Source organism: Aeribacillus sp. FSL M8-0235 (assembly GCF_038000355.1).
In the GTDB taxonomy this organism is placed as follows: domain Bacteria; phylum Bacillota; class Bacilli; order Bacillales; family Aeribacillaceae; genus Aeribacillus; species Aeribacillus composti.
In genome coordinates this window covers 1,234,136-1,247,884 of sequence record NZ_JBBOBW010000001.1, presented here as the reverse complement: position 1 = coordinate 1,247,884, position 13,749 = coordinate 1,234,136, and the positions used below count along the sequence as shown (strand labels likewise).

The window sequence follows — 13,749 nt, the reverse complement described above, 5'->3', positions numbered from 1 at the left end:
AAGTTATTCCCTCATTTCAGTTATGCTGTTTGTTTAGATAATTTACAATTTTTTAACTTTTCTTTTTGTTTTTCGATATCAATGTTATATAATCTCGCTACATTTCCTGCTAAAATCTTTTTCTTAACTTCCAAATCAAATGTAACTCCAGTTTCTTCTTGTATATCTTCTGGAAGTTCAAATTCAAGAAACTTTTCAATGATCCACTTCGGTTCCCATATAGCATAATCACTTCCAAAAATGATTCGGTCTTCATCAAGCCAGTACAACAATTCACTAATAATCTGAGCAAAATAACGAGGTCGAGTATGAATTAAAGCAATGGCAACTGACAAACCTGCATAGACATTTTTCTCTTGTGTAGCAATCCAACAAAAATCTTCTAATCTTGGAAGTCCTACGTGTTCGACAATAAAGTTCAGTTCAGGGAAACAACTTGCTGCATCATCAACATCTGCTACGTCAAATGCATCCCGATTTAAAGGAGTGATCGTTGGACCCTTATGAATATGAATATTTCTTATCCCCAGCTCTTGGCATTTTTCAAGATATCTTTTTGACCAGTCATCAGATAGTTTATAGCCCTTTGAATTACCGTACCAATCAGCTGTATATAACTTGACACCTTGCCAGTTGTATTTTTCTTTATTTTCTTCTAATTTTTCTAAACCTCGTTCACCATGTCGGGGATCGAATGTTCCATTGCAAATAAAACGATTAGGGTACTTTTTTGAAAGTTCCTCATTTGCATCAAAATTACCAAAACCATTTTTATAAAACTCTTTTAGAAGAACTGGTTGGAAAATCGCCATATCCACATATCCTTCAATAAACACATCATTCACAAGTTTTTCTGGAGAATACTTTACGAACTCATCTTTCGGCCACCAATATTCTTTCGGACTTAGATTTTTGTGATAATCATAAAAGCAACTAATAAATTGTTCTCCGTGGATATTCAATTGATTCTCCTTACTTCCATCCCATAAGGCAATGTGTGCATCAATAATAAAAATTTCTTCACCATTAGATGTTTTGATCAATTCCATTCCCCCCTCACATTAGATTAATTTAATTAATTGAAAGCGGTATCATTTTTTACGAATATTCATTGATGTTTATCAGGTAATAAAACTTTATTTTCTTTTTATTCAGAAATTTTTAATCAAATTATACTTGGTTCATCCTCAATTTGATATATACACTTAAACAAAAAAACAACCATTTCTCCAGCAATTTTTTGGGTGATTAAACAAATTTTTTATAATCAAAAACAGACAGCGAAACAGCGTTTAAATCTAATGCACCAAATCCTTATCCTGTGAACGATGGCGTAATAAATCTCATCTCCTTCGGCTATTGCATAAACGGTGACCCAATACGGTCACGCTCTAAAATTCCGAAATTTTTAATTCCTAATTGTTTTAATAATATCCCCATTCCAATCCCGGCAGGACCCGCTCCTACGATTAGAATAAAAGGGTTCATCTCTTTTCCACTCCTTGAAAATAGTAAAAACTATACCATCTAAAACGGAATTTGTGAATGGATAATCTTTTTTCCATTTATAAAAGCATTGTGCACATTGATTTCAAGCTTCCAGAAATTGTTCATGATGTGTATTGTACGATTGTTTTGTAGAAGACCTTTCTCTGAAGTACTTTTTGGCAGCTATGGATGGATTGCACCAACCGTTCTGCTTTTATGTATATCGTTTAATATTCGGCTTGCGGCATTCTAAATCAATACTCCCACAGTTTATTTTGCATTTACGAAAAAAATATGTTTAAATATTATATAAATCGTAATGATTACGATTTATATAAATTGGTTTTCAATTATCTCGAACCAATCTGAGGTCAAAGAAAAACTTTAATTGTTGAAAGGAAGATGACAATGGATAAAAAAATACCTGTGACCGTTTTAAGCGGCTACTTAGGAGCAGGGAAAACTACCATTTTGAATCATATTTTACAAAATCGCCAAGGGCTCAAGGTAGCCGTTATTGTGAACGATATGAGCGAGGTCAATATTGATGCTGAATTAGTCAAACAAGGCGGAGAGCTTTCAAGAACTGAGGAGAAGCTAGTCGAAATGTCAAACGGATGTATTTGCTGTACATTAAGGGAAGATCTATTAATTGAAGTAGAAAGGCTCGCTAAACAAGGAAATATCGATTATATCATTATTGAATCGACTGGAATTAGTGAGCCAATCCCAGTTGCTCAAACTTTTTCATATATTGATGAAGAACTAGGAATCGATCTGACGCGCTTTTGTCGATTGGATACGATGGTGACGGTTGTAGATGCCAATCGATTCTGGAAGGATTACCAGTCAGGTGATCGGCTATTAGATAGAAAGCAAGCGTTAAGTGAAGACGATACTCGTGAAATCGCAGACCTTCTTATTGACCAAATTGAATTTTGCGATGTGCTCATCTTGAATAAGTGTGACTAGGTGTCTGAAGAAGAATTGGCAAAGCTGGAAAAGGTATTAAAAACATTGCAGCCAAAAGCGAAACTTATTCGTACTGTCAAAGGTGAGATTGATCCTCGAGAGATTTTAAACACTGGACTATTCAATTTTGAGGAAGCAAGCTCTTCAGCAGGATGGATCAAGGAGTTAGAGCAAGGGCATGATCAGCATACACCGGAAACTGAAGAATATGGAATTTCTTCCTTTGTTTATTCAAGACGTTTGCCTTTCCATTCCGAGCGCTTTTACAATTGGCTTCACTCCATGCCCGAAAATATTGTAAGGGCAAAGGGAATTGCATGGTGCGCAACTAGAAATAACCTTGCCCTTTTGATGTCTCAGGCAGGACCTTCTGTTAGTATTGAACCGATCTCTTATTGGGTCGCTTCTTTGCCGAAAGAAGAGCAGCAGCAAATTTTAAAAGAAAACCCTCATTTGCTGGACGAGTGGGATGATCAGTTCGGAGATCGGCAAACAGAATTAGTATTTATTGGAATAGATTTACGCCCTGAAGAAATTATAAAGGAATTGGATAAATGTTTACTAACCGACGCTGAGTTTGATCAAGACTGGTCTACTCTTCCAGATCCATTCCCTTGGAATTTACAAAAAGTGTAACTGGAGGAAGGAAAGAAGGAATGATTTTATCTGGAAAAACTATTCTTGAGAAAATACAACATAAAGAATTGGTCATTGATCCCTTAACAAAAGAGCAAATTCAACCTGCTTCAGTTGATTTGCGCCTTGGAAATCATTTTCTTGTGATGGCTGAGCACGCCAATGCTCATCTATCATTAGAGGCGAAAGCGAAATATAAAGAAGTAGTAGCTGAAAACGAGAAAATTGTCATTCCCCCCTTCTCTTTCTTGCTTGCTACTACTATAGAAACCATCGAGCTGCCGGAAAATCTTACTGCTTTCGTAGAAGGAAGAAGCTCGATCGGCCGCTTAGGGCTATTTATTCAAAATGCCGGTTGGGTTGACCCGGGATTTAAAGGACAAATCACGTTGGAACTGTTTAACGCGAATCGCCTACCGATTGAATTAACGATAGGAAGAAGAATTTGTCAGATTATCATTTCTAAACTCAAGTTTGACAGAGTACACTAAAGAAAAGCCCGAAAATACTGGTGTTTTGGACTTTACCCACAACACGTACCACTACACTTGTTAGTGGCACGTGTTTTTTTCTAATACTCTAGGAGGCGCTTGTGTGACAAGTGCTTCAAATGCTAGATTTGCTTGACCTTGTAATTCTGTACGAACGATTTGCTCTTCACCATTCACGCGTATTTTCGAGGCCTTCACCTGGCTTACATCATGCAAAATATCCTTTACACTTGTTTGGCATCCTATTTCTTTTAGCTTATAGGCCAAAAAGGATTCCATGACAAGCGCAAGGAAACAAACCATGATATGGCCTCGAATACGAGATTCCACTCGATGGTACATCGGGCGAAGTTCTAGATTCGACTTCAGGTTACGAAAGGCTTGTTCCACTCTCCACAACTCTTTATAGGCAAGTGCTGCCTCTTCATCCGTTAATGACGAGTTGGTCCGAATGGCGTACTTTCCGTCAAACTTTTCGTCATTGGATACCTTCTCTTCATCAATTTTGGCCGATGCTTTTTCTATCGTTAAAAACTTGGAATACGCACGGTTTTTGACGAGTCCAGATGGACCGAGTTCATCAAGCTTCGATTGAAGGTTTTCTAACACGACTTGACGACTCGCTCGATCACGTTCTTCAGCGTCCGGATTGTAACAGAGTACATACGTTTCGCCATCGATTTTCTTTGACTTCACTTTTAGATTCGGGAGAACCTTCTTATATGGCCCACGGATGGATAATAGCTCTTGGGCTTTCTTCGACTTTCGTAATTTGACACCCACTATATATTCCATGCCCAGTTCACGAATTTGATCTAAGTTGGCTTCACTAACCATTCCGCGGTCTCCCACTAGAATGACTTTCTGAATAGGATAGCGCTTCTTCAGGTCTTCAACCACCATGCCAAACGTCTTCGTATCATGCATGTTTCCAGGGAAGACTTGATGCCCAATCGGAATCCCTGTTTTGGTCATTAATAAGCCAATCACGACTTGTTTTCGATCTCCACGATGATCTTTGGAGTAACCATAGTGAGCCAGCAGTTCGTCTGCTTCCTCTCCTTCGAAATAGGTGCTTGTCGTGTCGTAAAACACGATATCTACTTCTAATGAGGTTAAATCGGTTAAATGTCTATAAAGTTGTTCCTCAATTTTTTCTTTTTGTTCACTTAAGAAGTCTAATGCACGATAGTAGTGATGGAGTTGAATGTCTGAAAGACCTTCTGCATAAATCGTGTCGATCCATTGTTTGAAGATATCATGCTTACTATTGGGATCCATGAGACGGTTTAACACCATAGCAAAAATGGCTTCGTCATACTGAGAAGCAGCCTCGGAATCATCCATGATTTTACGTAATAGCCGACCAAGCCCTAACTTTTCCCATACCTTTCGGAACAGATAAACCGGCCCAAACTCTTTTGTCCAAAGCACGGAGACAGAAGAGGAAGAGCCTTGCCCGTGAATTCGGTCAAAGTAACGCTCTGAAAATTTGGCTAATCCCTCGATTATGTTATCGACAGAGCCATTCTCTAATAAATGTTCTAACCTCCCTAGATTACAAAGCGTTTGTTGCCGAACTTTATTGTCTACACGAAATGTACGACATATTTGTAGATATTGACGAACAGAACCATTTTTATTTTTTTGCTTATTAATTCGAATATACATAGCACTAATAGTATAACATATATTACATATTATTGGATATACAAAAGTTATCCACATAACACTACATAATGATTATATTTTCGATAAAAAAAGTGGATAACTATTGGTATAATCACCTTTAGTTATCCACATGTAGTGAAATGGTGTCAAACTTGAGTGAAGATTAACCAACTGCAAATGTTGATCACGCTGACACAAAAATTTGGGCAAAACTGGCCGAAGCAGAGAGCCAACTTTGAATAAAATGATCATCAGCTGGTTGATCACGATACTCATAATAATAATTAATAAGGTCAAATAATTGTGATAAAACTTTCACTTTTTCTACCTTATCCATTTTATTCACCCTTTATATATTTCTTACTCAGGAAATTACAAAAACATTTAATTTAACATTACTTTGGCTGTTCCATCTTTAATGTCAAATTTGGTTCCATATTGTTTCGATAATATTTCCAACCTTTTCAATATTTCGATATTATCCGATAATTTAGGCCAGCCTCTTCGATATCGTTTTAATCCATATCCTAATTCTATTGGATAAAAAGTTAAACTTGTAAGAGCACCTTCCTTCATTTCCCAAAAGGCAACCACAGATTCCCATACTGCCTTATTAACCCCAAGACCTTTTGTATTATTGTTGCTTCGTTTATCAAGTGCATCCGCCACAGTAGCCGTCAATGGTAAATCATATTGTTCATAGAAATCGCTAGGCAATTTCTGCACAGAATCGTTTTGAAAAATAAAATTCCCTAAACTGTAAAAAATCGGTCTGTTTTTATAAATTTCTACGCCTCTAAGAATATGGGGGCCATGGCCAATCACTGCATGAGCACCTTCATCGATACAATGACGGGCAAAGGCTTCCAGAAAATCAGGCGCCTGATCTTTGCGATCCTTATTCATTTCATGGCAATGAATACTAATGATGACGTAATCAGCCTGGCGCTTTCCTTCGTGAATGGCTTTTGTTATTCTCTTTAAATCCTTTTCATAGGGAACTCTAACCATTCCTTCTTTGTCGCCTATGCAAAATGTATATTCCCCAAATTTAAACTGATCATTTTCAGCAGAAAACCCCTCTTTAATTGCCAGATCATTTTCCGCATTCATTCCCGTAACATCAGCAATTTCCCTGAGAACCTTCATATGTTCCGGTTTTACATAATACGTAGTCTTGTAGCGAAGCGGATTGACCCCAGGACGTCCTTTCATATCAGAGCGTTGTTCACCAGCCCGCCAAAAATCATGGAACGTGGAAGTGGCTCCAATTATAGCTACTCTTCCTGACTCGCAGTCTAAATATTTAGGGGAACTTGCAGCAGCCAAATTTTCTCCTGCACCTGCATGTACGATATTAGATGCATTCAAATATCGTTCCGTTGCACTCAAACCGCCGTATAAATAATCAAGCGTATGGTTATTGGCCCATGTCATACAATTAAATGTATACTTTTTTAAGTCATCCAGCCGTTCTGGATCGGCCATAGCCCACGTACCACCGCTTAGCGCAGAAGGATACCCTTCGTTATGGTGAAGGGTAACTTCTAAATTTGTAAAACGAAATTCCGCTCTCCCAATCAATTCAGCAAGATGACGATCATAGTCTTTCTTAGACAACCTTCTTGTTATAAAACTGTCTCCTGTCGCAACAAAACTCATACCTGTCATTCGCCAATCTCCTTATCAGTTTGATGCATTTGGTGCAATGAATTTTCCTGTTGGCGGGCCAATTATTTCGCCATCCCTCATAACAATCGTACCTCCTACAATTGTCTGTTCGGGAACCCCTTTCACTTTAAACCCATCAAAAGCGGTAACTTTACTCTTGCTATGGAGCTCATTGCGTTTAATTGTATGTTCTTTATTCATGTCAACAATCGTGATATCCGCATCGGCGCCTATACGAATAACACCTTTATTAGGATATAAATTAAATAATTTTGCCGGCCCTTCCGAAAGAAGGTGGACAATATCATGGATTGAAATTTTTCCTTCGTTGACTGCATTTAACATTAGCGGAGCCATTGTTTCAACTCCACACATACCTGCCGGGATTGACCATAAATCTCCTGCTTTTTCTTCTTCAGTGTGTGGAGCGTGATCAGAACAAACATGAGAAATGGTCCCATCTTGCAACGCATCCCAAAGGGCTTCTTGGTCTTTTTTATATTTAATCGGAGGATAAACTTTCATCTGTGGCCCTATATGATCATAATCTTCTGCTGATAAAAACAAATAATGCGGGCATGTTTCTGCGGTAATTGGATAGCCTTCTTTTTGCGCCTGGCGAACTAATTCTATCCCTTCGGCAGTACTAACATGCAATATATGGAGTCGCGCCCCGGTTTTTTTTGCCATAGCTATCCCCGATTGTATTGTCAATTCTTCGGCAAGACTGGGTCTGCCTTCGAGCAGATCCATGTAAGTGCGTCCATTCCGATCCTCAACTTTTTGTGTCAGCCGCTGGATGAGATCATGATTTTCCGCATGAATCGCAAATATTTGCCCGGTTTTTGCCACTTCCTGAAACATTTCATATATTTCACCGTCTGCAAATGGCGGGATTACATCTTTCATCCCCGGTTTATAGTTATATATCAATTGGAATGTTTCCGAATGTACAGCATATCCCCAGAAAAATTTAAAACCAATGACACCAGCATGGTGAAGCTTTTCGTATTCTTTCATATTTAAATGCCCAAGACAAATTCCCCAAACGCCAAAGTTAACAAAAGCTTTACTTTTCAAATTTGCAACCTGTTTCCGGAAATTTTCCACATTATTTACCGGCGGATTCGTATTTGGCATTTCAAAAACAGTCGTAACACCTCCGGCTGCGGCAGCTTGAGTAGAATGGTAAAAATCCTCTTTATAGGTAGCACCGGGATCCCTCGAATGCACATGGGTATCAATAAAACCAGGAAATACAAATTTTCCGTTTGCATCCACGACTTCCCCTACATCGCTCCGCAATTCATCGTTTGTGATAGCGGCAATTTTTCCATTTTTTATATAAATATTGCCTTTATAAGCATCTTCTGGGGTCACAATCGTTCCATTTTTTATTAGTAAATCGAACTCCATAGATTCCATCACCCCTTGTTATTGATTTATTACTACTTGTCCGATGATTTCACGAATATCTTTTATTTGATATTGCTCCATATATGATTCAATCTCTTTCAATATTCTGATCATCGCATCAGGTTGAATGAAATTTGCCGTTCCGACTTGAACAGCAGTTGCCCCAGCTAACATCATTTCAATGGCATCTTCTCCTGACATAACTCCGCCACATCCAATAATCGGAATGTGAACGACTTGGGAAACTTGATAAATTAGTCTGACAATGATCGGTTTCGTTGCGGGTCCAGACAGCCCGCCCATAATGTTCCCAATCTTCGGCTTTCTCGTATGAACATCAATGGACATCGCCAAAAAAGTGTTAGCGACATTTAAACAATCGCTCCCAGCTTCTTCAGCCGCTACAGCTATTTCTTGTATGTTTGTTACATTGGGCGTAAGCTTTGTAATGATTGGTTTATCCGTTACAGCACGAACCTTCTTTACAAGGTTAAACGTGATGTCTGCATCCATACCGAATGCAAGGCCGTTTCCTTTTAAATTAGGGCAGGAAATATTTAATTCTATTGCATCCACATCATTGCTTTTTGTTACAATTTCAGCCAGTTTGGCAAATTCATCAATGGAATCAGCTGATAAGCTGGAAATGAGGGGTGAATCATATTTTGAATAAGAAGGGACGGAGTTTTCCAAATAATACTCTATCCCTTTACTTGGGATCCCAATGGAGTTTATCATTCCAGCCGGTGTTTCACACACGCGTGGAGCTGAATTTCCAGCACGCGGAAACATCGTAATGCTTTTAAGAACAATCGCACCTAAGCGATTAAAATCAATCACCTTTTCCATCTCAGGGCCGAATGTACCTGAAGCTGGCATAACCGGATTTTTCAAAACTAATCCACCAATATCTACACTCATATTCACTGCCGCATTTTTCATTGTAGGATCACCTGTTCTAAAGGAAATACAGGACCGTCAACACAAACTCGGGCACTTTTCGCTTCATGGCCATCATGTATATGACAAAGACATGCAAAACAAACTCCCATTGCACATCCCATATTTTCTTCGAGAGCAATTTCTCCCCACAATCCTTCCCTTTTTCCGATACTTTGCATTAATCGAGCTAATCTTTTTGAACCGCATGTATAAAGAGCATGAATGTCATTTTCAATAAGAAGTTGATTGATTAATTCCTTAACTTTGTGCAAATCGCTTGTTCCTTCTTCATCAGTCACTTTATACACTTGAACGCCAAAACTGGTTAAATAATCAGCAGCCAAGAGATCATTTCGGCATCTGGCGCTTAGTATTGCAATGACTTTTTTGTTTTTGCCGACAGCTTTATAAGCTAATGCCGCCAATGTCGCAATGCCAACACCTCTGGCAAGAAGGAGGATATTGGAATCGGATTCTTTTAAATGAAATCCGGTTCCAAGCGGGCCAAATATATCAATTTTTTCTCCCGCCTTCAGCTCAGTCATTTTCTTTGTTCCCAAACCTTTTACTAAATAAAGAAATTCAAGAGTATTGCGATCCGAATCGATTCGGTATACACTAAACGGCCGTCTCAGGAATGGATAGATACTATTACTGCAAAGAAAATGAAAGAACTGGCCGGGTTCCACATTCTCTTTTATATCACTTGCATCAACAATCATATGCCAATAGCGTTCACTTACTTTTTCATTTGAGAGGATTCTCACTTGGTGCGACTCCATACTGAATCTCCTTTCTTGCTTAAAGTTATCGCACTGGTTAAGACCGCTTGCTCTAAAAGTGCTATTCCAGCTGCAATATCCTCTTGTTTCGTGTATTCATCAGGATGATGGCTCAAACCATCGACTGACGGGACAAAAATTAAGGCAGTAGGCCAGCGTTTTGCCATATTCATTGAGTCATGGCCAGCTCCACTTGCCATAAACATATAACTCAATCCTTGCTCCTCGCAGATTGAAGCAATCGTTTTAGCGATCCCTTGATCCATCATGACCGGTTCTTCTTCAATCATCCAATCTATCTTGATCACAACTCCCCGCTTGTTCTGCAGGAATGCTATCTCTTCTTGAATTTTTTTGAAAACCCGATTACGAGATTCAATGTCAGTACTTCGAATGTCAATCTTTAATTCCGCTAATCCCGGAATCACATTCATGGCGCAAGGATGAACATCCAACACTCCCACCGTTGCCACTGTTTCAAAATCGCTTTCAGCAAGTGCCGCTTCTTCCACAGCTAAAGATAATTCGGCAGCAGCCAATAAAGCGTCTTTGCGATGCCCCATCGCCGTTGTCCCGGAATGGGAACTTTTCCCTTCAATACTTACGGCTAATCGCAATGGAGCTGCAATGCCAGTAACAATTCCTATTCTTTTTCCGCTTTCGATTAGCTTGGCGCCTTGTTCGATATGAAGTTCAAAAAACGCCTTTAATTCCCTTTCTGTTCTTTCCGCCATATGGTAGTTTTCGAGGTGTAAATTTTGCTTTTGAAATGCATGTGCTAAGGAAATGCCATCATGATCTTTCAACTGTTTAAGGGTTTCGAGGTTTAAGCTGCCGATCATCGCTTTGCTGCCTAATGTTGAAAAATTAAATCGGGATGATTCTTCACAAGCAAAACATATCAATTCAATTGGATGAAGCGTTGTGATCCCTTGTTCCACAATGCTCCTAACAATTTCAAGTCCTGCTACAACACCCAGCACACCGTCAAACTTGCCCCCATTGTAAACAGTATCTAAGTGGGAACCAACAGCTACAGCAGGCAATGTATGATCCAATCCTTCATAACGGGCGATCATATTGCCAACCGGGTCGACGCTTATTTTCATCCCTAAATTCCGACATTGCTCCAATAAATAGAATTTGGCCTGTTGTTCTTCATCTGAATAAGCTAATCTTGATATACCGCAATCCGTCTTTCCAAACTCGTTGATTTTTTCTAATGTTTGCATAACCCTGGAAATTTTCAAAAAACCACCTCATATCTGTCCCCCAATGTTTCAGATAATTCCATTGTTTTTCCCACCCCTCTTTTCCGACTTGTTTTTGCTATTCTTTTTCTCTAGATCCGATTGGAACTTAATAGATTCATAGATATTAAATGCTCGCTTGCCTGTTCGGAAATGTTTTTCAGTTCCTTGATGAATTGCATTCGGTTTTCTTGAATATATTGGCATTCCCCGACCAAGCTAAGACTTATAGCCGTTTTATGATTTTCATGAAAAAGCGGTACGGACATAGCATAAACACCTACTTCCAATTCTTGATTGCAAAAAGCAATACCGTCCTGGCGAATTTCGGATAATTCCCTTTTTATCAATTCAATATTCTGCTTTGTGTATTCGGTGTACTTCATTAAATCTTCTTTTTGCAGAAGGCCATCTACTAAATTAGGAGGCTGGTAAGCCAGTATTGCTTTTGCCGCTGACGTACAGTGCAGCGGCATTCTCTGGCCGAGATGGACAAAATATTTATGGCGTACATCTGATGGTTGATGTGTATAGGTACAATAGACTTGATTGGATTGGAATCTGCAAATATAAGAATATAGGTTGGTTTTATTGCCAATTTCATTGCAATACTGAGTTAACAAGCCTGTTGGATCTTGGTTGCGAAGAAATTCGCTACCCCATAACATTGATTTTGGCCCCAGCATATATCGTTTCGTAACAGCGTCCTGGGTAAGCAGTTTATGTTCAACCATGTTTTTTAACATCCGATGAAGAGTTCCCTTACTTATAAGGGTTTGCTTGGATAATTCCGTTATACCAATACCTTCTACCGATTTTTCACTGATTATGTCCATGACCGATATCATTCGATCTAACCATTCCATAAACATTAACCCCTTTTTACTAAATAAATAACGGAAACCGATCCGACTACTTCAATTCTGTTCCTTTCGTTTCAGGGATTAAAAAGATAAAACTTAACGCTGAGATTATATACGTAAGAGAAATTAGCCCTAAAGCAAAGCTTAAGGAGTAATTTAATGACAGATAACCGATAATCCATGGCGCAAATCCGGCAAATCCCCGGCCGATGTTAAAAATGACATTTTCAGCTGTCGATCTTGCTTCGGTTGAATAATGTTCGGCAAGCAGAGCGCCATATCCGCCCATCATGCCGTTTACAAAAAATCCGAGCACTCCTCCCAAGAGCAGAAGAATCGTTGTAGAAGTTTGATGAAAATAAATCCAAACAATTGTCGCAGCTGAAAATAAATAAATGATATAGGACGGTCTGCGCCCGATTTTATCTGCCAAAATGCCAAATGTAATAATGCCGATAATCATGCCAATAATAGTGACTACTGTCCAAACGGTCGTTTTGTTAAAAGAGTAACCCATTTCAGTAGCGAGCATGGTCGGCATCCAGGTCATGATTCCATAAAAACCAAAGTTCTGAACAGTCGTCGCGATGATAAGGCCAATCGTAGTTTTTGTTTGTTTAGCAGAAGAAAAAAGTTGTCCAATCGCAATTTTATTTTTATTTTCCTTTTTTAAAACCTTCCAAATTTCCGGTTCTTCTAGATTTTTACGAGACCAGAATGCTAACAATGAAGGCAATACCCCTGCCAAAAAGACACCTTGCCAACCAAATTCAGGTGCGATAAATAACACGGCTAGTGTAGCCAGAACGGTTCCAAACTGAAAACCGACTGCAACAATCGATGTTGCTCTTGAACGATATTTTTTATGCCAGCTCTCGCTGACAATGGTCATGCCAATACCGAACTCTCCGCCAAGACCAAGCCCGGCCATAAAACGGAAAAATGCAAAGGCCTGCTCGTTAGGCGCAACAGCACAAAGACCAGTGAAAACCGAAAAAATTAAGATAGTCCATGAAAAAACCTTAACTCGGCCAAACTTATCTGCCAAAGTGCCGAAAAAGATCCCCCCCAGTACCGATCCGAGCAGAGTGATGGTAGAGAGAGCGCCGCCTTCAGCTTGATTCAGCCCATAGAAGGCCATGATCAGAGGCAATGTATATGCAAGGATCATCATATCCAGTCCGTCCATTGCATAGCCAATTGTGGATGCCCACAATGTTTTCCACTGATACTTTGTAATCTTAGGTTTGCTCTCTATACCTATTTGTTCCGATAAATTTTTGTTCATTTCCAATTGTTCCATCACATTCCCTCCTCACAATTTGAACCTCTTTATTTCATTACTCATTTTGTTCCGCTAAGAGGAACATCGTTCTATTTTAGAGTAAAAAATAATAGGTCTTGAATATGTAAATTAATATACTCTCTTGTTAATTTTTTTGTAATATTAATGTAATAAAATCTTACATACTTTTTTAACATTGCGAAGAGAAAGGGCAGTATCGGCAAGTTGGAAGGAATCAAGCTGACGAAGGAGCTACTCTAGATTGAGTATCAATCTCGCTAA

At 39.0% G+C, this 13,749-nt stretch carries 11 protein-coding genes and 2 pseudogenes; 2 read left to right on the top strand and 11 right to left on the bottom strand.

Features of this window, described 5'->3' with window-relative positions; all coding sequences use genetic code 11:
* Positions 1–20 precede the first annotated feature (20 nt).
* Positions 21–1,049 carry an amidohydrolase family protein gene (locus NSQ71_RS06170; protein WP_339211213.1) on the bottom strand — a complete coding sequence of 343 codons (1,029 nt, stop codon included), beginning with the start codon at positions 1,047–1,049 and terminating at the stop codon, positions 21–23.
* 268 nt (positions 1,050–1,317) lie between these two features.
* Positions 1,318–1,488 (bottom strand): annotated as a pseudogene (locus tag NSQ71_RS06165) (NAD(P)-binding domain-containing protein); the annotation flags it as partial.
* Positions 1,489–1,896: 408 nt separating this feature from the next.
* Here NSQ71_RS06165 and NSQ71_RS06160 point away from each other — a divergent pair.
* Positions 1,897–3,096: pseudogene (locus NSQ71_RS06160) on the top strand (GTP-binding protein).
* Between the two features lie 20 nt (positions 3,097–3,116).
* Entirely contained in the window at positions 3,117–3,587 is a 471-nt protein-coding gene (gene dcd, locus NSQ71_RS06155) for a dCTP deaminase (RefSeq protein ID WP_340733367.1), read from the top strand.
* A 60-nt stretch (positions 3,588–3,647) separates the two neighbouring features.
* Here the strand turns inward: dcd and NSQ71_RS06150 are convergent, their stop codons facing one another.
* The 9 genes from NSQ71_RS06150 to NSQ71_RS06110 form a co-directional block, all read right to left on the bottom strand.
* Complete coding sequence (locus tag NSQ71_RS06150) at positions 3,648–5,258, bottom strand: IS1634 family transposase (RefSeq protein WP_340733366.1); 1,611 nt, start codon at positions 5,256–5,258, stop codon at positions 3,648–3,650.
* Positions 5,259–5,442: 184 nt separating this feature from the next.
* Positions 5,443–5,595, bottom strand: coding sequence for a hypothetical protein (locus tag NSQ71_RS06145; protein WP_339199336.1), 153 nt, complete (start codon positions 5,593–5,595; stop codon positions 5,443–5,445).
* Positions 5,596–5,642: 47 nt separating this feature from the next.
* Positions 5,643–6,929: a CapA family protein gene (locus tag NSQ71_RS06140; protein WP_340733365.1), complete on the bottom strand. Its 1,287-nt coding sequence runs from the start codon at positions 6,927–6,929 to the stop codon at positions 5,643–5,645.
* A gap of 15 nt (positions 6,930–6,944) precedes the next feature.
* Positions 6,945–8,345: an allantoinase AllB gene (gene allB, locus NSQ71_RS06135; protein WP_339199332.1), complete on the bottom strand. Its 1,401-nt coding sequence runs from the start codon at positions 8,343–8,345 to the stop codon at positions 6,945–6,947.
* 18 nt (positions 8,346–8,363) lie between these two features.
* Positions 8,364–9,287: a dihydroorotate dehydrogenase gene (locus NSQ71_RS06130; RefSeq protein WP_340733362.1), complete on the bottom strand. Its 924-nt coding sequence runs from the start codon at positions 9,285–9,287 to the stop codon at positions 8,364–8,366.
* On the bottom strand, positions 9,284–10,069 hold the full coding sequence (locus NSQ71_RS06125; protein ID WP_340733360.1) for a dihydroorotate dehydrogenase electron transfer subunit: 786 nt from the start codon (positions 10,067–10,069) through the stop codon (positions 9,284–9,286). Before NSQ71_RS06125 ends, NSQ71_RS06130 begins: the two co-directional genes overlap by 4 nt.
* A complete protein-coding gene (locus tag NSQ71_RS06120) occupies positions 10,051–11,319 on the bottom strand; it encodes a M20 family metallo-hydrolase (protein ID WP_340733358.1) in 1,269 nt (422 codons plus the stop codon). Before NSQ71_RS06120 ends, NSQ71_RS06125 begins: the two co-directional genes overlap by 19 nt.
* A 92-nt stretch (positions 11,320–11,411) precedes the next feature.
* On the bottom strand, positions 11,412–12,185 hold the full coding sequence (locus tag NSQ71_RS06115; RefSeq protein WP_340733356.1) for an IclR family transcriptional regulator: 774 nt from the start codon (positions 12,183–12,185) through the stop codon (positions 11,412–11,414).
* A gap of 46 nt (positions 12,186–12,231) precedes the next feature.
* Positions 12,232–13,485: an MFS transporter gene (locus tag NSQ71_RS06110; protein WP_339199321.1), complete on the bottom strand. Its 1,254-nt coding sequence runs from the start codon at positions 13,483–13,485 to the stop codon at positions 12,232–12,234.
* Positions 13,486–13,749 lie beyond the last annotated feature (264 nt).

Coding starts and splice junctions, on each gene's coding strand:
- NSQ71_RS06140 (WP_340733365.1), bottom strand. CDS start 6,929: ATGACAGGTATGAGTTTTGTTGCGACAGGAGACAGTTTTATAACAAGA.
- NSQ71_RS06130 (WP_340733362.1), bottom strand. CDS start 9,287: ATGAAAAATGCGGCAGTGAATATGAGTGTAGATATTGGTGGATTAGTT.
- NSQ71_RS06110 (WP_339199321.1), bottom strand. CDS start 13,485: ATGGAACAATTGGAAATGAACAAAAATTTATCGGAACAAATAGGTATA.
- NSQ71_RS06170 (WP_339211213.1), bottom strand. CDS start 1,049: ATGGAATTGATCAAAACATCTAATGGTGAAGAAATTTTTATTATTGAT.
- NSQ71_RS06150 (WP_340733366.1), bottom strand. CDS start 5,258: ATGTATATTCGAATTAATAAGCAAAAAAATAAAAATGGTTCTGTTCGT.
- NSQ71_RS06125 (WP_340733360.1), bottom strand. CDS start 10,069: ATGGAGTCGCACCAAGTGAGAATCCTCTCAAATGAAAAAGTAAGTGAA.
- allB (WP_339199332.1), bottom strand. CDS start 8,345: ATGGAGTTCGATTTACTAATAAAAAATGGAACGATTGTGACCCCAGAA.
- dcd (WP_340733367.1), top strand. CDS start 3,117: ATGATTTTATCTGGAAAAACTATTCTTGAGAAAATACAACATAAAGAA.
- NSQ71_RS06145 (WP_339199336.1), bottom strand. CDS start 5,595: ATGGATAAGGTAGAAAAAGTGAAAGTTTTATCACAATTATTTGACCTT.
- NSQ71_RS06115 (WP_340733356.1), bottom strand. CDS start 12,185: ATGGAATGGTTAGATCGAATGATATCGGTCATGGACATAATCAGTGAA.